Below are 18,074 nucleotides of genomic sequence, written 5' to 3'. Positions count from 1 at the left end.
GTGCTGAGCCTGTCGAAGCACGCGTCTCGGGCGCTTCACTTGCGACATGTCCTTCGACGAGCTCAGGACGAACGGGTGTTTCATGGCTGAGATCGAGACCAACACCGGCGAGGACAGCGGCGCCGCGCCGCCGGCACCGCCGCAGCCCGAGCCTGCCGCGCATCCCAGCCTCGCGACATGGGAGGCGGCCGCCGCGAAGGAGGTGAAGGGCCGCGACCTCACTTGGCACACGCCGGAGGGGATCGCGGTCAAGCCGCTCTACACCGCGGAAGACGTGCGCGACGATCCCGGCCTGCCGGGGTTCGCGCCCTTCACCCGCGGCGTGCGCGCGTCGATGTATGCCGGCCGGCCCTGGACGATCCGGCAATATGCCGGCTTCTCGACCGCGGAGGAATCGAACGCCTTCTACCGCCGCAACCTCGCCGCCGGGCAGAAGGGGCTGAGCGTCGCGTTCGATCTCGCCACCCACCGCGGTTACGACAGCGACCATCCGCGCGTGACGGGCGATGTTGGCAAGGCGGGCGTCGCGATCGACAGCGTCGAGGACATGAAGATCCTGTTCGACGGCATCCCGCTCGACCAGATGAGCGTCAGCATGACGATGAACGGCGCGGTGATCCCGATCCTCGCCTTCTTCATCGTCGCCGGGGAAGAACAGGGCGTCGACCGCAAGCTGCTCGACGGGACCATCCAGAACGACATCCTCAAGGAGTTCATGGTCCGCAACACCTATATCTACCCGCCCGAACCGAGCATGCGGATCATCTCGGACATCTTCGGCTACACGTCGCGCGAGATGCCCAAGTTCAACAGCATCTCGATCAGCGGCTATCACATGCAGGAGGCGGGGGCGACGCAGCTCCACGAGCTCGCCTTCACCATCGCCGACGGCATGGAGTATGTGAAATACGGCGTCGCGAGCGGGCTCGACATCGACAAGTTCGCCGGGCGCCTGTCCTTCTTCTTCGCGATCGGCATGAACTTCTTCATGGAGATCGCCAAGCTGCGCGCCGCGCGCGTGCTGTGGCATCGCGCGATGACGCAATTGGGCGCTAAGGACGAACGCTCCAAGATGCTGCGCACCCATTGCCAGACGTCAGGCGTGTCGCTGACCGAGCAGGATCCGTACAACAACGTCATGCGCACGACGATCGAGGCGATGGCGGCGATGCTCGGCGGCACCCAGTCGCTCCACACCAACGCGCTCGACGAGGCGATCGCGCTGCCCACCGATTTCTCCGCCCGCATCGCGCGCAACACGCAGATCGTGATCCAGGAAGAAACGGGGATGACCAAGGTCGTCGATCCGCTGGGCGGCAGCTATTATGTCGAGAGCCTGACGCAGAGCCTCGTCGACGGCGCGTGGGCGATCATCGAGCGCGTGCAGGCCGAGGGCGGCATGGCGAAGGCGGTCGCCGCCGGCTGGCCCAAGGCGATGATCGAGGAAGCCTCCGCCGCCCGTGCCGCGCGCGTCGACCGGGCTGAGGACGTGATCGTCGGCGTCAACAAATACCGCAAGGCGGACGAAGACCCGATCGACATCCTCGACGTGGATAACGTCGCGGTGCGCGAGGCGCAGGTGCGGCGGATCGCGCACGTGAAGGCGACACGTGACGAGGCGGCGTGCCGCGCCGCGCTCGATGCGTTGCGGGAGGCCGCCCGCCATACCCCCGTTCGTGCTGAGCCTGTCGAAGCACAGGCCCCGGAACACGCCCTTCGACAAGCTCAGGGCGAACGGGATCCGGAGCAGTTCAACCTATTGGCGCGCGCGGTCGACGCCGCCCGCGCGCGCGCGACGCTCGGCGAGATCTCGGCCGCGATGGAGGATGTGTTCGGCCGCTACGGCACGCAGCCGACCCCGGTCAGCGGCATCTATGGCGGCGCCTATGACGGCGACGCGCGCTGGGCGCGGCTGGAGGAGGGCGTCGCCGCCACCGAGCGCCGGCTCGGCCGCAAGCCCCGGATGCTGGTGGCGAAGATGGGGCAGGACGGGCATGACCGCGGCGCCAATCTGGTCAGCAGCATGTTCGGCGACCTGGGGTTCGAGGTGGTGCCCGGCCCCTTGTTCCAGACGCCGGCCGAGGCAGCCGCGCTGGCGATCGACCGCGACGTGGACGTGGTCGGCGCCTCCAGCCTGGCCGCGGGGCACAAGACGCTGATCCCCGAGCTGATCGGCCATTTGCGCGACGCCGGCCATGCCGATATCAAGGTGATCGCGGGCGGCGTGATCCCGGCGCAGGATTATCAGGCGCTCCGCGATGCCGGCGTGCAGGCGATCTTCGGACCGGGTACGAACCTCATTCAAGCCGCCGAGGACGTGCTGCGTCTGCTCGGCCACAACATGCCGCCGCAAAGCGAAGCGGCGGAATAGGAGAAGGCAATGTTGCTGTTTGCCCTGACGCTCGCCGCCGCGACGCCACCCGGCGATCCGCGGTGCGCGTCGCCGCGCACCGCGGATCTCAACGCCTGTGCGGGCGCCGACTGGATGCGGGCGGACGCCGCCATGAACGCGCAATACCGCGCGACCATGGCGCAGATGAAGGCGAGCGACGCGCACCCCCAACCCGACGCGACCACCGGCCCGACCTATGCGGCGGCCTTGCTCGCCAGCCAGCGGGCCTGGCTCGCCTTTCGCGACGCCGAATGCGTGAGCGAAGGCTATCGGAACCGCGGTGGTAGCATGGAAGAGATGGTGATCCTCGGCTGCAAGGCCGACCTGACCCGCGCGCGCACCGGCCAGCTTCACGCCCTGACGGTGACGCCATGACCGACACGCGTCGTCGTTCCGATCGCCCGGCTCCGTCGCTTGGCGATCGTGATGCGCCGGCCGTCCGCACCGACTGGACCCGCGCGGAGATCGCCGCGCTGTTCGACCTGCCGTTCGACGAACTGATGTGGCGCGCGCAGGGCGTGCACCGCGCGCATCATGCCGCGAGCGAGGTGCAATTGTGCACCTTGCTGTCGATCAAGACCGGCGGCTGCCCCGAGGATTGCGGCTATTGCTCGCAGTCGGCCAGCGCGGACACGCAGCTGAAGGCCGAAAAGCTGATGGAGGTGGAGGCCGTGCTCGCCAGCGCGGCGGAGGCCAAGGCCGCCGGATCGCAGCGTTTCTGCATGGGCGCCGCCTGGCGCAACCCCAAGGATCGCGACATGGCCAAGGTGGTCGCGATGGTCGAGGGGGTGAAGGCCATGGGGCTGGAAACCTGCATGACGCTCGGCATGCTGGCGCCGCACCAGGCGCGTCAGCTCGCCGAGGCGGGCCTCGATTACTACAACCACAATATCGACACCTCGCCCGAAAATTACGGCAACGTCATCACCACCCGCAGCTTCGGCGACCGGCTGGAGACGCTCGCCAATGTGCGCGAGGCGGGGATCAGCGTGTGCTGCGGCGGGATCGTCGGCATGGGCGAGACGCGTGCCGACCGCGTCGGCTTCGTCCACGCGCTCGCCACGCTGCCGCGCCACCCGGAAAGCGTGCCGGTCAACGCGCTGGTGCCGGTGCGCGGCACGCCGCTCGGCGACATGCTGGCCGACACGCCGATGGCGCGACTCGACGATATCGAATTCGTCCGCACGGTGGCGGTGGCGCGGATCGCGATGCCGCAGAGCATGGTCCGGCTGTCCGCGGGGCGCGAGAGCATGTCGGACGCGACTCAGGCGCTGTGCTTCATGGCGGGCGCGAACTCGATCTTCACCGGCGACAAGCTGCTGACGACGGGCAATGCCGGCGACGGCGCGGACGCGGCGCTGCTGGCGAAGCTGGGGATGGTGCCGATGCTGGGCGAGGAGCCGATGCGGGTGGCGGCGGTGTGACGGTCGTCTCGTCCCTTACACGGTGACGACCAGAATGTGCTTGTTCCCCGGCGGAGGCCGGGGTCCAGTTGCGGCGCGGGGTGTCGATTATGCCGCCGCGTCTATCATGGTGCCGGGCTGGACCCCGGCCTTCGCCGGGGAACGCTAGTGTTCAAGAAAATCCTGGTCGCCAATCGCGGCGAGATCGCGTGTCGGGTGATGCGCACCGCCAGGCGGATGGGGATCGCGACGGTCGCGGTCTATTCCGATGCCGATGCGCGCAGCCCGCACGTCCTGATGGCGGACGAGAGCGTGCGGCTCGGGCCGGCGCCGGCCGCCGAAAGCTACCTGAAGGCCGAGTTGATCCTGCTCGCCGCCAAGGAGACCGGCGCCGACGGCATCCATCCGGGCTATGGCTTCCTCTCCGAGCGCGAGAGCTTCGCGCGGGCGTGCGCGGAGGCGGGGATCGCGTTCGTCGGTCCGCCGCCGAACGCCATCGCGGCGATGGGCGACAAGATCGAATCGAAGAAACTGGCCAAGGCGGCGGGCGTCAACGTCGTGCCGGGCTTCCTGGGCGAGATCGCCGACACCGACGAAGCCTGCCGGATCGCGGGCGAGATCGGCTATCCGGTGATGATGAAGGCCTCGGCCGGCGGCGGCGGGAAGGGCATGCGGCTGGCCTATTCCGAGCAGGACGTGCGCGAAGGCTTCGAGGCGACGAAGCGCGAGGGGCTGGCAAGCTTCGGCGACGACCGCGTCTTCATCGAGAAGTTCATCGAATCGCCCCGCCACATCGAGATCCAGGTGATGGGCGACCAGCACGGCACCATCGTCTATCTGGGCGAGCGCGAATGCTCGATCCAGCGCCGCCACCAGAAGGTGGTGGAGGAGGCGCCGTCGCCCTTCGTCACGCCCGCGATGCGCAAGGCGATGGGCGAGCAGGCGGTCGCGCTCGCTCGCGCGGTGGGCTATCATTCGGCGGGCACGGTCGAGCTGATCGTCTCGGGCGCGGACAGCTCGGGCGAAGGCTTCTACTTCCTCGAAATGAACACCCGGCTGCAGGTGGAGCATCCCGTCACCGAGGCGATCACCGGGCTCGATCTGGTCGAGCTGATGATCCGCGTCGCGGCGGGCGAGCCGCTGGGCTTCGCGCAGGCCGATGTGCGGCTCGACGGCTGGGCCATCGAGAACCGCGTCTATGCCGAGGATCCCTATCGCGGCTTCCTGCCGAGCATCGGCCGGCTGGTGCGCTACGCCCCGCCGGAGGCCGAGACGCACCAGCAGCCGCTGCCGGGTTCCCCGACCGAAGGCTATGTCCGGATCGACGACGGCGTGCGCGAGGGCGGCGAGGTGTCGATGTTCTACGATCCGATGATCGCCAAGCTCGTTACCTGGGCGCCGACGCGCGAGGCGGCGACCGCGCTCCAGATCGAGGCGCTCGACGCGTTCGAGATTGACGGTGTCGGCAACAATATCGACTTCCTCTCCGCGCTGATGCAGCATCCGCGCTTCCAGGCGGGCGCGCTGACGACGGGCTTCATCGCGGAGGAATATCCGGACGGCTTCCACGGCGCGCCGGCCGCGCCCGACCTGCTGCGTACGCTGGCCGCGATCGCCGCCTTCGCCGCCACCGCCGATGCGGATCGCGCGCGCCGGACGGACGGCCAGCTCGGCCGCCGGCTGCGCCCGCCCGCCGACTGGGTGGTGCGGATCGGCGGCGCCGACCATGCGGTGTCAGTGTCGACCGACGGCATCACCGTGGACGGCGAGGCGATCGACCTCGATCTGGAATATACGCCGGGGGACCGGATGGTGGCGGCGCAGGTGGGCGACGCGGCGCTGAGCGTGCGGATCCAGCGCACCCGGGGCGGCTTCGCGCTCACCACGCGCGGCGCCACGCAAGCGGCGCGCGTGCTGCCCGCGCATGTCGCGCCCTATGCGCAGCACCTGATCGAGAAGGTGCCGCCCGATCTCTCGCGCTTCCTGCTGGCGCCGATGCCGGGGCTGCTCGTGCGGCTCGACGTGGGCGTGGGCGACAAGGTGGAGGCGGGGCAGGCGCTCGCGGTCGTCGAGGCGATGAAGATGGAGAATATCCTGCGCAGCCAGAAGACCGCCACCGTCAAATCCGTGTCAGCAAGCGCGGGCGAAAGCCTGGCGGTGGATCAGGTGATCCTGGAGCTGGAATAGCTCTATACGAACCGTTTGCCCTGAGCTTGTCGAAGGGCGCGTTCCGCATGCGAGGGGTTCGCCTGTGGAACGTGCTTCGACAAGCTCGGCACGAACGGATTTGGTGATCCGGTCAAGCTGACGTTACCCGCCCCTAGACCCCGGCATCCCCGATCGTGGGCGATGGCCGGGCGACGCTGTGTGGCGGCGAATGGACCAGCGTGCGCAGGCGCTCCAGATCCTCGGGCGTGTCGATATCGACCAGCTCGGCGCGCGCGGTGACGACGTGGCGGCCGGCGCGCACCATCCGGCGTGCGCCCTCGTCGCCCTCGAGCGCCATGAGGAAATCGAAGCGTTCGCGCGCGAACAGCGCGGGCGGGCGCGGGTGCGCGCCGTCGCTCGACGCGACCACCGCGTCCGCCGAATCCGCGGCGTCGAGCATGCGGTAGATATGCGCGGCGGTCACGCGCGGCATGTCGGCCAGCGCGATCAGCACCGCCTCCGCACCCAGCCGCTTCGCCTCGGCGACGCCGAGCCCGACCGAGTGCGACATCCCGGCCGCCTGATCGTCGTTGTGGATCACGCGAAAGCCGTGTGCGCCGTAATCGAGCGTGCTGCCGTCCACCACCGCGATCCGGTCGAGGAACGGCATGTCCTCCAGCGCGACCGCGACGTGCAGGCCGACCGGGCGGCCGAGAAATTCCTGTTCCAGCTTGTTGCCGTTCGGAAAGCGCGACGAGCGCCCCGCGGCGAGCAGGATGAGGACGGTCTTCTCAAGATCGATCATGAAAGGCTCCCACCATCGCGGCGGCGATCGACAGCGCGATCTCGGACGGCCCAATCGCGCCGATGTCGATCCCCACGGGCGCGTCGATCCGGTCGAGCTGCGCCTCGCTGATCCCCTCGGCGGCGAGGCGTTCGCGACGCGCGGCGTGGCTGCGGCGCGAACCCAGCGCGCCGACATAGGCGGCGCCCGAACCGAGCGCGGCGATCAGCGCGGGATCGTCGATCTTGGTATCGTGGCTGAGCGTCACCACCGCGGTGGAGGGGCCGGGCCGATAGGCCGCGATCGCCTCGTCGGGCCAGCGATCGTCGAGCGTGGTGCCGGGGAAGCGTTCCTCGGTGAGGAAGCGCGCGCGGGGATCGATCACGACGGTGGCGATGCCCAGTTCGCGTGCGAGCCCGGCGAGCGCCTGCGCGATCTGCACCGCGCCGACGATCAGCAGCCGGCGCGGCGGATCGTAGCGGTTGACGAACGCGGCGCCCGTCTCGACCGGCCGCGCATCCGAATGGCCCGTCTCCAGATCGGTCGAGACCGTGATCGCCTGCCCCTCGTCGCGCGCGGCCGCGATCCGGTCGAACAGCTCGGGATCGAAGCCGGCGGCGGAGACGGGCTGTACCATCACCGAAATCTCGCCACCGCAGGGCAGGCCCACCTCCCAAGCGGCGGCATCGGCCACGCCGTAGCGCTTCACCTGGAAGGGGGCGCCCGCGATCACGTCGGCCGCGGTCTGGAGGATGTCGCTCTCGACGCAACCGCCCGACACCGATCCCTCGAACCGGCCATCGGCATGGACGAGCATGTGGCTGCCCCTGGGTCGCGGCGCCGATCCCCAGGTGGAGACGACGGTGGCGATCGCCATCGGCTCGCCCTTCCAGCCGCGCGCGGCGGCCAGGACGGTGTCGTTTTCGGCCATGATTTTCCTTCGATCCGCCCGGCAAGGCAGGGCCGCCGGGATAGCGATGGCGAGGCGTTACACCGCCGGAAGTTGGTCGAGCAACTTGTCCAGCGTCAGCGGATAGTCGCGCACCCAGATGCCGGTGGCGTCGTGCACCGCAGCGGCGATCGCCGCGCCCGCGCCCGAGATGCCGAGTTCGCCGATGCCCTTGGCGTGGATCGGATTGGCGTGGATGTCGCGCTCCTCGAGGAACCGCACCTCGATCTGCGGCACGTCGGCGTTCACCGGCACGTGATATTCGGCCAGATCGTGGTTCACCACCTTGCCCGTGCGCGGATCGTGGATCAGCTCCTCGGTCAGCGCGGTGCCGATGCCGAACGTCATGCCGCCCAGGCATTGCGAGCGCGCCGTCTTGGCGTTCAGGATGCGCCCCGCGGCGAACACCCCCAGCATGCGGCGCACGCGCACCTCGCCCGTGACCGCATTGACGCCCACCTCGGCGAAATGCGCGCCATAGGAGGCTTGGGTGAAGGTCTTTTCCTGCTGCCCCGGCTTGATCGTGCCGGTCGCCTCCAGCCCTTCGCCGACGAGGCTGCCGATCGGCACCGAGCGGTTGTCGCCGATCGCGAGCCCGTCCTTCAGCGTCAGCGCCTCGGGATCGACGCCCATCGCGTCGGCGAGCTTCTCGCGCAGCATCTCGCAGGCGAGATACACCGCCGATCCCGACGACGCCGCGCCCCAGGATCCGCCCGATCCGGCGGCGGGCGGATAGGCGGTATCGCCCAGCTTGGTGGTGACGCGGTCGATCGGCAGGCCCAGCATCTCGCCCGCGATCTGGGTGAGGATCGTGTAGCTGCCGGTGCCGATATCGGTCATCGCGCTTTCCACGACCGCGGTGCCGGCGGGCGTGATCGTCACGCAGGCGGACGATTCCATCAGCACGTTCGACCGCGTCGCCGAGGCCATGCCCATGCCCACCAGCCATTCGCCGTCGCGCGTCGAGCCGGGCTTGGCCTGGCGCTTGTCCCAGCCGAAGGCCTTGGCGCCCTCGTCGAGGCAGCGCGTCAGCTGGCGGCTCGAATAGGGGATGTCCTTTTCGGGATCGGTCGCCGGATCGTTGCGGCGCCGCAGTTCGATGGGATCGATCCCCATCTTGTCGGCCAGCTCGTTCATCGCGCCTTCGACGGCGAGCATGCCCACCGCCTCGCCCGGTGCGCGCATCGATCCCGCGAGGCCCCAGTTCAGCCGCACCAGATCATGCGTGATCGTCCGGTTCTCGCCGGCATACATGAAGTGGGTCGACACGCCGGCCGGCTCGAAGAAATCCTGGCCCTCCAGATTGGACGCGAGCGTCTCGTGGCCGATGCCGGTCAGCCGTCCTTGGGCGTCCGCAGCGAGCCGGATGCGCTGTTCGGTGTTCGACCGGCGCGGGGTGGCCTCGAACACCTGCTGGCGCGCCATCACCGCCTTGACGGGGCGGCCGAGCCGCTTGGCCGCGACCGCCGCCGCCACGCTCTCGGGCGCGATGCCGAGCTTCGAGCCGAAGCCGCCGCCGACATAGGGGGTGATGATCCGCACCTTCGAGCTGCTCACGCCCAGCGCCTTGGCGAGCTGCTGCGAATCCGACGTCGGCATCTGATATGCGCCGAACAGCGTCAGCGAGCCGTCCTTCCACACCGCGGTGGAGGCGTGCGGCTCCATCGCCGCGCTGTTCTGGCTGGGCGTCGTGTAGGTGACGTCGAGCGTTACCGCGGCATCGGCCATCGCCGCGTCCAGATCGCCCTGGCTGCTGTGCGCGGGCACGTTGTTGGGGGGCAGCTTGCTGTCCACCTTGCGATCGGACGCGTCGAAATCATACGCGCCCTCGTCCTCGTCATAGACGATCTCGAGCCGCTGCGCCGCGTCGCGCGCCACCTCGAAGCTCTCGGCCAGCACGATCGCGACGATCTCGCCGCGATAGGTGACGGTCTTCACGCCCTGGGCGGGCGCCTTGGTCTCGCCGCCTTGGGCCGATACCTGGATGAAGGTGTCGTAATCGGTGACCACGTCGATCACGCCGGGGATCGCCTTCACCGCATCCGCGTCGACCGAGACGATCTTGCCGCTGCCGATCTTCGCACCGACCAGCACGCCATAGGCCAGATCCTCGACGCGGTATTCCGCGGCGTATAACGCGGTGCCGGTCACCTTCAGCGGGCCCTCGACGCGGTCGAGCGGCTTGCCGATCAGATCCTGCGCGCCGATGTCGAGCAGGCTGGCCGGCACGGGCTGGTTCATCGTCAGGCTGTTGGTGGTGCTCATGCGGCATCCTCGGTCAGCTCGCGGAGCGACGCGATCAGCGTCCGCCGGGCGAGCGGGATCTTGAAATCATTGTCGCCATAGCCGCGCGCGTCGCGCAGCAACGCGTCGGCGGCGGCGGCGAACACCGCGTCGGACGGTGTCTTGCCGACCAGCGCGGCCTCGACCGCCGGGTCGCGCCATGGCATCGGCCCCAGCCCGCCAAAGGCGAGCGCGGCCGACGCGATCGTGCCGCCCTCCATCTTCACCACGCCCGCCACCGAGACGAGCGCGAAGGCATAGGACGCCCGGTCGCGCACCTTGCGATAGAGCTGCTTGCCCTCGGGCGGGGTCGGCAGCTCGACATGGGTGATGAGCTCGCCCGGCTCCAGCACGGTTTCGATCTGCGGCGTGTCGCCGGGCAGACGGTAGAAATCGTGGATCGCGATCCGGCGCCGGTCGCCATCGGGCTTCAGCGTGACGATCGTCGCGTCCAGCGCGCGCATCGCGACGGGCATGTCGCCCGGATGCGTGGCGATGCACTGGTCGCTGGTGCCGAGGATCGCGAGGATCCGGTTGGTGCCGCCGATCGCCGAACAGCCGCTGCCGGGCGAACGCTTGTTGCAGGCGGTGCTGGTGTCGTAGAAATAATAGCAGCGGGTGCGCTGGAGCAGATTGCCCCCGGTCGACGCCTTGTTCCGCAACTGTCCGCTCGCGCCGGCCAGCAGTGCGCGGCTGAGCACCGGATATTTGGCGATCACGCGGGGGTCAGCGGCCAGATCGCTGTTGGGCACCAGCGCGCCAATCGTGAGCCCGCCATCGGCGCGCTCCTCGATCTCGGCCAGATCGAGCCGGCTGATGTCGACGATCCGCTCGGGCGTCTCAACCTGCAGCTTCATGAGGTCGAGCAGGTTCGTGCCGCCGGCGATGAACTTGGTCGCCGGCGCCTGGCCGTCCATCACCGCCGCCTCGGGGCTGGCGGCCTGTTCGTAGGTGAACGGCTTCATGCCTTCTCTCCCACAGTCTGGCGGGCGGCGGGGTTCAGCCCGGCGACTTCGGAAATGGCGTCGACGATGTTCGGATAGGCCGAACAGCGGCACAGATTGCCGCTCATCCGCTCCGAGATCTCCTCGTCGTCCAGCGACGACGTCTCCAGCGATTCCGAGACGTAGCTCGGCCAGCCCTTCTTCACCTCGTCGAGCATGCCCACCGCCGAGCAGATCTGCCCCGGCGTGCAATAACCGCATTGATAGCCGTCGTGCCGCACGAACGCGGCCTGCATCGGATGCAGCGCCTCGGGCTGGCCCAGCCCCTCGATCGTGACGATCTCGTCCTGCTGGTGCATCACCGCGAGCGTCAGGCAGGAATTGATCCGGCGGCCGTTCACCAGCACGGTGCACGCGCCGCACTGGCCGTGATCGCAGCCCTTTTTCGTACCGGTGAGGTGGAGATGCTCGCGCAGCACGTCGAGCAGCGACGCGCGGATGTCGGCCTCGGTCTCGCGCGTTTCGCCGTTGATGGTGAATTTCATGGATCGCCCCGCTGGATGAACCGGAAGAACGAGGAGATGAAGCGTTGGTTTCGCGCGAAATCTGCTAACGTCTCGCAACAAGCTCCCTTACCTCGAAGAGGCGAACCCATGCGTCGAACGATCCTTCTGCTCCTGCTGCCGCTCGCGACCGCCGGCTGCGTCGCGCAGACCGCGTGGAACGTCGCGACGCTCCCGGTGAAGGCGGGCAGCAAGGCGGTCGACTGGGCCACCACCAGCCAGTCCGAGGCGGACCGCAACTATGGCCGCAAGATGCGCAAGCAGGAGCAGCGCGCCGGCCGCGAGCACCGCGAATTGCAGAAACGGTGCGGCAAGCATCCCGACGATCCGGCCTGCGCCGATCTGCAGCAGCGGCCGGCGGCGAACTACCGGTAAGAGCGGCCGGCCGTCGGGGCGGGAAGGGGCGCCTCGGGCGGGAACCAGCCCAGCAGCGTGACCGGAAAGGGCGTCCACGCGCCGACGCGCACCCCGGCGGCGCGCAGCGCCTCGCCGACCCACGCGTTGCAGGTGTGCACCGCATCATAATGGCCGCGCGCCTGCACGAACACGTCGTAGTCGCCATAGCCCGGATCATGGCGCCCACCGGCCACGATGCTGGCGCGGACGAACGCGGCGAGGCGGCGATATTCCTCGGGGCGCAGCAGGATCCGGCGCACGTCGCCGCCCGGCACCGGCGTGGGCACATGTTCGAGATGGACGAGCGTCGCGTCGCTGCCGATCGCGGCGGTGGCAATGGTCGCCGGGCGGATGTCGGACCAGGTCGGCGTGCCCAGATAGAAGCCGCGCTCGCCCCATCCGATCGCGAGATGGTCGTAAGCGGCATAGCGCGGGTCGCGCAGACCGCCTGGGCGAGCGATCGGTCGCCAGTCCACCCCCGCCGCCCGCTTGGGGACGACGATGCCGACATGGATGCCGTTGCTTTCGAGGTAGACGGGCACGCCCGCGACCGGCGGCCGCCATCCGGCATGCGTGGGGATCGCGCCGCCGATCAGCCCCGCCGCCGCATAGCCGAGCAGCGCCGCCATCGCCGCACCGAGGAGCGCGTTGCCCCATTTTCGTGCAACCGCGATCGTCACAGGGGCGTTCCGGTCGTCACGACGGCATGATAGGGCAGGATCATGGCACAGGATACGCACGTTCTCGACGCTCCCCCCGCCGGCGCCGCCGCCGATTGGACGATCGCCCAGGATTGGGATCGCTACACGCCCGAGGAGCACGCCACCTGGGATACGCTCTTCGCGCGTCAAGCGGCGCTGCTGCCCGGCCGGGCGTCCAACGCGTATCTGCGTGGGCTCGACGTGCTGAAGCTGTCGAAGCCCGGCATCCCCGATTTCGCCGAACTGTCGGAGCGGCTGATGGGGCTCACCGGCTGGCAGGTGATCGCGGTCCCGGGGCTCGTGCCCGACGACGTGTTCTTCGATCACATGGCGAATCGCCGCTTCGTCGCGGGCAATTTCATCCGCCGGCCCGACCAGCTCGATTACATCCAGGAACCCGACGTCTTCCACGACGTATTCGGCCATGTGCCGATGCTCGCCGATCCGGTGTTCGCCGATTATCTCGAGGCGTATGGCAAGGGCGGCCAGCGCGCGCTGTCGATGGATGCGCTCAAATATCTCGGCCGGCTCTATTGGTACACGGTGGAATTCGGGCTGATCGCCGAACCCGAGGGCTTGCGCATCTATGGCTCGGGGATCGTGTCGAGCTTCGCCGAGACCCGCTTCGCGCTGGACGACCCGAGCCCCAATCGCATCGCCTTCGATCTGGCGCGCGTGATGCGCACCGAATACCGGATCGACGATTTCCAGCAGAATTACTTCGTGATCCCGAGCTTCGACGATCTGCTCCGCGCGACCGTCGAGACCGACTTCGCGCCGCTCTATGCCGAATTGAAGACGCAGCCCGACATTCCCGTGGCCGCGATCGAGCCCGCCGACGTGCTGCTCACGCGCGGGACGCAGGCCTATGCGGCGGAGCGGACGCGGGCCTAGAGCGGGACGATCTCAGCCCTGCCGGGCTTTTAGCGCGGGATGGTGTCAGGTTGATCCGATCCCTCTTCCGTTCGTGCTGAGCCTGTCGAAGCACGCTCTCCACGGCCGAGCCTTCGCCTGCGTCACAGGCCCTTCGACAGGCTCAGGGCGAACGGAGCAGGGTAACGTCATCAAAATTCCCTCCCTGCAGGGGAGGATGAGAGGCACCTCAGATGTCGAGCGCCCAGCCGTCGCGGCCCTTGGGGTCGAACGGGCCGTCCGCCACGAAGCGCACCGCGCCTGCCGCCAGCCGCAGGACGCTCCAGTCGCCGCGGCGGTCGACCGCCTCCACCGTGCAGCCGCACGCCGCATAGGCCGCCGCCACCGGTTCGCGCTGCGTCTCCAGCAGGCCCGCCAGCACGATCGCCGCGCCCGGTGCCGCGATCGCCGCGATCTCGGGCGCCATCGAGACGAGCGGGCCGGCCAGGATGTTGGCGATGACGAGGTCGTAGGGCGCGCGCGCCACGATCTCAGGATCGAGCGTGCCGTCCGCCACGATCAGGTCGAGGCCCGCCACCCCGTTCAGCGCCGCGTTCTCGCGCGTGACCGCGATCGCGACCGGATCGATGTCGGTCGCGGTGGCGTCCGCGCCGGGCCATAATTCCACCGCGGCGAAGGCGAGCAGCCCCGTGCCCGTGCCGATGTCGATGACGTTGCCGAAATCCCGATCGGCCAGCGCGTCGAGCATCGCGAGGCAGCCGCTCGTCGTCTCGTGATGCCCGGTGCCGAACGCGCGGCCCGCCGGGATGTGGAAGGCGCGCACGCCCGGCGGCGGCGCCGCCTCGCCCGTATGGACGAAGAAGCGGCCGACATGCAGCGGCGCGAGCCCCGCCTGGCTCATCGTCACCCAATCGGCATCCGCCAGCCGTTCGATCCGCGGCGCCGCGCTGCCCGCGCTCGGCACCAGCGCGCGGATCGCGGCGAGCGTCGCGGCATCGGGTTCGGCCTCCAGATAGGCGTCGAGCCGCCAGCGTTCGGCGTCGTCGTTCACTTCCTCGGTCGTCATCAGCACGAGGCCCCCGTCATGCTCGCCCGCGTCAATCGCCTCAGCCTCGGCGCGGGTGCAGGGCAGCGACAGCTTCCATGCCTCAGCGGACATAGCTGGCCCCGTTCACGTCGAGCACCGCGCCCGTCATCGACGGCGGCGCGTCGAGCGCCAGGAAACACGCGGCCTTCGCCACCTCGTCGGGCATCGCCACGCGGCCGAGCGGGATGTCGGCCAGCAACGCGTCGCCGCCGCGGCTCGCGACATAATCCTCGGCCATGCCGGTCATGGTGAAGCCGGGGCAGACCGCGAAGGCCAGGATGTTCTCACGCGCATAGCCGCGCGCGATCGTCTTGGTCATCGCTACCATCCCCGCCTTGGCGGCGGCATAATGCCAGTGCGCCGGGCTGTCGCCGCGATAGGCGGCGCGGCTGGCGATGTTGACGATCCGGCCGCCCGATCCGCGCGCCTGCCAGTGGAGCACGGCCAGGCGGCAGAGTTCGGCGGCGGCGGTGAGGTTGATGCGCATGGTGCGCTCCCAGGCGGCGGTCCAGTCGTCGGCGGCGAGCGGATTGGCCTCGAACACGCCGGCATTGTTCACCAGCACGTCGATCGCGCCACCCGCCCGGTCGAGCGCCTCCGCCCAGAGCGCGCGGGGGGCTTCGGGGTCGGCGAAGTCGGCGGGGATGCCGCTGGCGGTGCCATGGCCCATGACGGTGGCGCCGCGCGCGCCGAGCGCGGTGGCGATCGCCGCGCCGATGCCGCGGCTGGATCCGGTGAGAAGGATGGTCATGCCCGCACCCTTAGCGCGGGTTCGCGCGCTAGCCCACGCTGGCCGAGAAGGAATCCGCCGCGCCGCGCAACACGCCCAGTTGATCGTCCACCTCGCCGAAGCCGCGGCCCAGCGTGTCGATCTCGGATGCCACCGCTTCGGTGCCGGAGCGGATCGTGGCGATGCTGGTCGACATCGAATCGGCGGCGAGCGCAGTCTCGTCCACCGCGGCGGTGATCGCGGTGACGGTCTGCGCCTGCGCCTCCATGGCGAAGCGGATGCGCTCCGCCGATTCCTGCACCTCGGCGACGGTCGCCTTGATGCTGGCATTGGTGTCGACGGTGCCCTTGGTGGCGGACTGGATCGCGGCGATCTTGGCGGCGATGTCGTCGGTGGCGCGTGCGGTCTGGTTGGCGAGGCTCTTCACCTCCTGCGCGACGACCGCGAAGCCGCGGCCGGCATCGCCCGCGCGTGCCGCCTCGATCGTGGCGTTGAGCGCGAGAAGGTTGGTCTGGCCGGCGATGTCGCGGATCAGGCCGAGGATCGATTCGATCGACTGCGCATGATCGCTCAGCGCCTCGGACATGCCGACCGCGTGGCCCGCCTGCACCGAGGCGCGGTTGGCGATCTCGGCGGCGGCTTCCACCTCGGTGCGCGCATCCTCGATCGCGCGGATCAGCCCGGCGGCGGTGTGTGCCGCCTCGCGCATGGCGACCGCGGACTGTTCGGCGGCGGCGGCCACTTCGTTCGCCTTGCCCAGCATGCCGCGAGTCGAGGCCGATGCGCTCCCCGCCTGGACGCGGATCCGGTTCCCGAGCGCGGCGGCGCCCTCGATCGATTCGGCGATCGTCTGGCGGAACGCGACCGACCGCATCTGCCGCTCCGCGTGCAGATCCTTCCGGTTCTGCTCGGCCAGATGCATCGCCATCACGTCCGATTCGATCAGCGCCAGCCGCTGCACCACGTCACCCAATTGGCGCATGCTCCGGCGATCATCGCCCAGTCGCTCTTCGATCAGCGCGAGCGTGACGCTGTGCGCGAAGGTCAGCGACGCGAGCAGCGTGGGAAGCGGCACTCTCGACACCCGGCATTGCTCGGCGTTGGTTTCGGCCATGCGCTGCCAGGTCTCGTCGTACGGCGCGGTATACCGGACCCGCACATAGCGCGCGCTTTCCTCGATCCGCGCGGCGAGAACGTCGCCGACGATCGCGTCGCGCAGATGGCGCGCCGCATCGAGCGAAAGATAATGCGTCCAGAAGCTGCGCGAGATCGCATGGTGATCCGCCATCGTCAGCAGCGCGGCAATCCGGGTGCAGGCCGGCTGGATCGCGCCGTCCCAGTCGTAATCGCGCAGCCGGTCGCTGAGCGAGCGCGACTGGCCGATCGATGCCGGCTGCGTGGCGAAGGCGGTCGACATCAGGCGGCCACCTTCGTGACGAAGTCGCCGGCGCGGGCCTTGAGGCTGCCGAGCCGGCTGTCGAGCACGTCGAAGCCGCGCCCGACCTCGTCGATCTCGGATGCCACCGCCTCGGTATCGGAGCGGATCGTGGCGATCGTGGTGGACATCGAATCCGCGGCGAGCGCGGTTTCGTCCACCGCGGCGGTGATCGCGGTGACGGTCTGCGCCTGCGCCTCCATGGCGAAGCGGATGCGCTGCGCGGATTCCTGCACCTCGGCGACGGTCGCCTTGATGCTGGCATTGGTGTCGACGGTGCCCTTGGTGGCGGACTGGATCGCCGCGATCTTGGCGGCGATGTCGTCGGTGGCGCGTGCGGTCTGGTTGGCGAGGCTCTTCACCTCCTGCGCGACGACCGCGAAGCCGCGGCCGGCATCGCCCGCGCGTGCCGCCTCGATCGTGGCGTTGAGCGCGAGGAGGTTGGTCTGGCCGGCGATGTCGCGGATCAGGCCGAGGATCGACTCGATCGACTGCGCATGATCGCTCAGCGCCTCGGACATGCCGACCGCGCGGCCCGCCTGCACCGAGGCGCGGTTGGCGATCTCGGCGGCGGCTTCCACCTCGGTGCGCGCATCCTCGATCGCGCGGATCAGCCCGGCGGCGGTATGCGCCGCCTCGCGCATGGCGACCGCGGACTGTTCGGCGGCGGCGGCCACTTCGCTCGCCTTGCCCAGCATGCCGCGCACCGACGAGGACGAGCGTACCGCCTGCCCGCGCAGCACATGGCCTTCCTCGCTCGCCGCCTCGACCACCGCAGCGATCCCGTCGCGGAAATCGCCTGCCAGCCGGTCCCGGTTGCGGCCGTCGCGGTGCGCGGTGAAGCCGGCGAACAGCTCGACCGTCAATTCGGTTTCCATGCCGAACAGGCGGAGCAGCGTGTCGAGCATCCGCTCGTGGCGGGGATCGGTGGTGGGCAGCCGCGCCATCAGCGACTTCATCGCCATCCGGTCGCTCGCGCAGCTCATGGCGAGCACCGCCATGGTCGACACGCCATTGGCATGGGCCGAAGCAATGGAGCGTTCGAGCGACTCGACCCACGCGCGGCCATCGAGCCGGCAGAAGCGGTTGCGCAGATACGCGGTGCCCGCCTCGGCGCGGCGGTGCGCCTCGAGCGGCGTCCAATGCGCCTTGCCGGGGTTGGCCGCGCTCCAATGCGCCCAATAAGCGTCGACGATCAGCGCGGCATCGGGTTCGATGATCGTCCACAATTCCGCCGCGGACGAGACGAGCGTGCCGTCGCCGCCGTCGAAGGCCCGCAAACGGGCGGGCAGATCGATGGCGGCGGCGATCGTCGTGGGCTGGGGCAGGTCGGTCGCGATCACATCAGGTCTCCGGCGGCGCGGGGTTTCGTGATCCGACGACTAG

The 18,074-nt window shown here is 69.4% G+C and carries 16 protein-coding genes; 6 read left to right on the top strand and 10 right to left on the bottom strand.

Annotation, left to right across the window (positions count from 1 at the left end; translation table 11 throughout):
* Positions 1-82 precede the first annotated feature (82 nt).
* The 4 genes from scpA to L8H00_RS13695 all read left to right on the top strand — a co-directional run bounded on the left by scpA (position 83) and on the right by L8H00_RS13695 (position 5,982).
* Positions 83-2,371 (top strand): methylmalonyl-CoA mutase, encoded by a 2,289-nt coding sequence (scpA, locus tag L8H00_RS13710; RefSeq protein WP_242097855.1) that lies wholly within the window; start codon positions 83-85, stop codon positions 2,369-2,371.
* Positions 2,372-2,380: 9 nt separating this feature from the next.
* A complete protein-coding gene (locus tag L8H00_RS13705; RefSeq protein WP_242097854.1) occupies positions 2,381-2,767 on the top strand; it encodes a lysozyme inhibitor LprI family protein in 387 nt (128 codons plus the stop codon).
* A complete protein-coding gene (bioB, locus tag L8H00_RS13700) occupies positions 2,764-3,816 on the top strand; it encodes a biotin synthase BioB (protein ID WP_242097853.1) in 1,053 nt (350 codons plus the stop codon). The genes L8H00_RS13705 and bioB overlap by 4 nt, the downstream gene beginning before the upstream one ends.
* A 147-nt stretch (positions 3,817-3,963) precedes the next feature.
* Positions 3,964-5,982, top strand: coding sequence for an acetyl/propionyl/methylcrotonyl-CoA carboxylase subunit alpha (locus L8H00_RS13695; protein ID WP_347340736.1), 2,019 nt, complete (start codon positions 3,964-3,966; stop codon positions 5,980-5,982).
* Positions 5,983-6,115: 133 nt separating this feature from the next.
* Here the strand turns inward: L8H00_RS13695 and L8H00_RS13690 are convergent, their stop codons facing one another.
* Genes L8H00_RS13690 through L8H00_RS13670 form a run of 5 tightly spaced genes read right to left on the bottom strand, consistent with a single transcriptional unit; the run spans position 6,116 to position 11,448 of the window.
* The gene (locus L8H00_RS13690) at positions 6,116-6,748 is read right to left on the bottom strand and encodes a nucleotidyltransferase family protein (protein ID WP_242097852.1); all 633 of its coding nucleotides are present in this window, start codon (positions 6,746-6,748) and stop codon (positions 6,116-6,118) included.
* Positions 6,735-7,658 (bottom strand): XdhC family protein, encoded by a 924-nt coding sequence (locus L8H00_RS13685; protein ID WP_242097851.1) that lies wholly within the window; start codon positions 7,656-7,658, stop codon positions 6,735-6,737. Before L8H00_RS13685 ends, L8H00_RS13690 begins: the two co-directional genes overlap by 14 nt.
* Positions 7,659-7,715: 57 nt before the next feature.
* Entirely contained in the window at positions 7,716-9,941 is a 2,226-nt protein-coding gene (locus L8H00_RS13680; RefSeq protein ID WP_242097850.1) for a xanthine dehydrogenase family protein molybdopterin-binding subunit, read from the bottom strand.
* Complete coding sequence (locus tag L8H00_RS13675) at positions 9,938-10,924, bottom strand: xanthine dehydrogenase family protein subunit M (RefSeq protein ID WP_242097849.1); 987 nt, start codon at positions 10,922-10,924, stop codon at positions 9,938-9,940. The genes L8H00_RS13680 and L8H00_RS13675 overlap by 4 nt, the downstream gene beginning before the upstream one ends.
* Positions 10,921-11,448, bottom strand: coding sequence for a 2Fe-2S iron-sulfur cluster-binding protein (locus tag L8H00_RS13670; RefSeq protein WP_242097848.1), 528 nt, complete (start codon positions 11,446-11,448; stop codon positions 10,921-10,923). The genes L8H00_RS13675 and L8H00_RS13670 overlap by 4 nt, the downstream gene beginning before the upstream one ends.
* Positions 11,449-11,556: 108 nt before the next feature.
* Between L8H00_RS13670 and L8H00_RS13665 the strand changes: the two genes are divergently transcribed.
* Positions 11,557-11,841: a hypothetical protein gene (locus L8H00_RS13665; protein WP_242097847.1), complete on the top strand. Its 285-nt coding sequence runs from the start codon at positions 11,557-11,559 to the stop codon at positions 11,839-11,841.
* On the opposite strand, the gene L8H00_RS13660 is transcribed toward L8H00_RS13665, so the two are convergent.
* Positions 11,832-12,542, bottom strand: a complete 711-nt coding sequence (locus L8H00_RS13660) for a TIGR02117 family protein (protein ID WP_347340735.1) — start codon at positions 12,540-12,542, stop codon at positions 11,832-11,834. The two genes, L8H00_RS13665 and L8H00_RS13660, sit on opposite strands and share 10 nt — an antisense overlap.
* Before the next feature lie 42 nt (positions 12,543-12,584).
* On the opposite strand from L8H00_RS13660, the gene phhA reads away from it, so the two are divergent.
* The gene (gene phhA / locus L8H00_RS13655; protein ID WP_242097846.1) at positions 12,585-13,457 is read left to right on the top strand and encodes a phenylalanine 4-monooxygenase; all 873 of its coding nucleotides are present in this window, start codon (positions 12,585-12,587) and stop codon (positions 13,455-13,457) included.
* A 208-nt stretch (positions 13,458-13,665) separates the two neighbouring features.
* On the opposite strand, the gene L8H00_RS13650 is transcribed toward phhA, so the two are convergent.
* From L8H00_RS13650 to L8H00_RS13635, 4 genes are read right to left on the bottom strand one after another with little or no spacing between them, the layout of a single operon-like run.
* A complete protein-coding gene (locus L8H00_RS13650) occupies positions 13,666-14,595 on the bottom strand; it encodes a 50S ribosomal protein L11 methyltransferase (RefSeq protein ID WP_242097845.1) in 930 nt (309 codons plus the stop codon).
* A complete protein-coding gene (locus tag L8H00_RS13645) occupies positions 14,585-15,274 on the bottom strand; it encodes an SDR family oxidoreductase (RefSeq protein WP_242097844.1) in 690 nt (229 codons plus the stop codon). The genes L8H00_RS13650 and L8H00_RS13645 overlap by 11 nt, the downstream gene beginning before the upstream one ends.
* Positions 15,275-15,302: 28 nt before the next feature.
* A complete protein-coding gene (locus tag L8H00_RS13640; protein ID WP_242097843.1) occupies positions 15,303-16,670 on the bottom strand; it encodes a methyl-accepting chemotaxis protein in 1,368 nt (455 codons plus the stop codon).
* A complete protein-coding gene (locus tag L8H00_RS13635) occupies positions 16,670-18,028 on the bottom strand; it encodes a methyl-accepting chemotaxis protein (protein ID WP_242097902.1) in 1,359 nt (452 codons plus the stop codon). The genes L8H00_RS13640 and L8H00_RS13635 overlap by 1 nt, the downstream gene beginning before the upstream one ends.
* Positions 18,029-18,074: the final 46 nt, after the last annotated feature.

The organism is Sphingomonas sp. CROZ-RG-20F-R02-07 (assembly GCF_022662335.1).
Classification (GTDB): Bacteria; Pseudomonadota; Alphaproteobacteria; order Sphingomonadales; family Sphingomonadaceae; genus Sphingomonas.
The sequence above is the reverse complement of the archived record's forward strand: the minus strand, read 5'-3'. Positions and strand labels throughout refer to the sequence as shown.